Source organism: Pseudomonas sp. 05T35 (assembly GCF_056396605.1).
In genome coordinates this window covers 1-1,078 of record NZ_JBFTLU010000770.1, presented here as the reverse complement: position 1 = coordinate 1,078, position 1,078 = coordinate 1, and the positions used below count along the sequence as shown (strand labels likewise).

At 54.8% G+C, this 1,078-nt stretch carries 2 protein-coding genes and 1 pseudogene; all 3 read right to left on the bottom strand.

The genetic code is table 11. The features are described from left to right. Nucleotides 1-8: 8 nt before the first annotated feature. The gene (locus tag AC1DH9_RS29700; RefSeq protein ID WP_427546094.1) at nt 9-410 is read right to left on the bottom strand and encodes a cupin domain-containing protein; all 402 of its coding nucleotides are present in this window, start codon (nt 408-410) and stop codon (nt 9-11) included. Nucleotides 411-483: 73 nt separating this feature from the next. Then, a complete protein-coding gene (locus tag AC1DH9_RS29695) occupies nt 484-885 on the bottom strand; it encodes a DUF488 domain-containing protein (RefSeq protein ID WP_427546092.1) in 402 nt (133 codons plus the stop codon). Nucleotides 886-896: 11 nt separating this feature from the next. Then, nucleotides 897-1,078 (bottom strand): annotated as a pseudogene (locus tag AC1DH9_RS29690) (phosphatidylcholine/phosphatidylserine synthase); the annotation flags it as partial.

The window sequence follows — 1,078 nt, the reverse complement described above, 5'->3', positions numbered from 1 at the left end:
ACAATGTCCTATTCTTTGGTGTAGATGTTGAACTGTTTACCTGGGATGGTCACCCAGGAAGCAATTGTTTTTGCCCCGGATGGGCCAGCTTTGGTTGTATGAACGTCTTTCGCCGCAAGTTGATAGCTCTCGCCTGCGCGAACGGTTTTCGCGGGTTGCCCATCAATAAGAACGATTATTTCTCCTTGGATGACATACACAATCTCCGGTCCGATAGCCCGGTGACGCGGTTTTTCTGCATTGGGCGGAAACTCCGAGATCCCCATACCCAACTCACGATTAGTTCCATTTACGGCAATCCTCTGCAATGTTTCTGTCTCTTTTGCGGCAGGCGCAATACCTGCAGCCATGGCTGGATGAGCAGCCATCATGGTTCCGACTAAAATAGAAATGGATAGATATTTATTCATGGTTGATGCTCAGATTTATTATCGCTAACAGTACAGTTTTTCTGTGTTGTCAGCTTCTGATATCCAACACCCGTTACACCTCTTGAGCCGCCACAACCACCGCCCCGCGAGCGATCAACAGCTCCCGCAGCACCGAGCGATGGCAGTGGCGTTCTTCCTTGCAGTAGCAGCCGATTGCCAGCGACGTTTGATGGGACAGGGCAGCCAGCAGATCCAGCAGTTGGCTGGGGGCGGGGTGGTTCATTTCGGCCTTGAATTTACGTCGAAAGGCTTCCCAGTGTTTTTCGTCTTCCGCAGCTTTGGCTTCTGTTACCAGCTCCGCGCTGGGCGACAGGGCCGGGAGCCAGGTGTCGTAGAAGTCGCGGCTGGCGAATTCGGCTTTCGGAACGCCGCGCGGTGGGCGGCGGACTGTGCCCAGGCGCAGCCCTTCATGGGGTGTACGGGGCGTGCCCAATTGCACGATATGGATAGGCATTCATGCCTCCATTAATGATGACTGCGCTCAAGCCAGTCAGCGGCCGAGCGGCAGATGCAGATCCCCAGGAAGTAAGCTGACATCGCCAGCCACAACCCCATGACCCAAGGGTTGGCGGTCGGATGGTTGAGGACCAGTGACAGGCTGCACAGCAACCAGATGGACGTCACGGCAATGTTGATCGGCATGAACC

What these genes read in the sequence shown, in the direction of transcription:
- AC1DH9_RS29700 (WP_427546094.1), bottom strand. Translation starts at nt 410, where the DNA reads ATGAATAAATATCTATCCATTTCTATTTTAGTCGGAACCATGATGGCT.
- AC1DH9_RS29695 (WP_427546092.1), bottom strand. Translation starts at nt 885, where the DNA reads ATGCCTATCCATATCGTGCAATTGGGCACGCCCCGTACACCCCATGAA.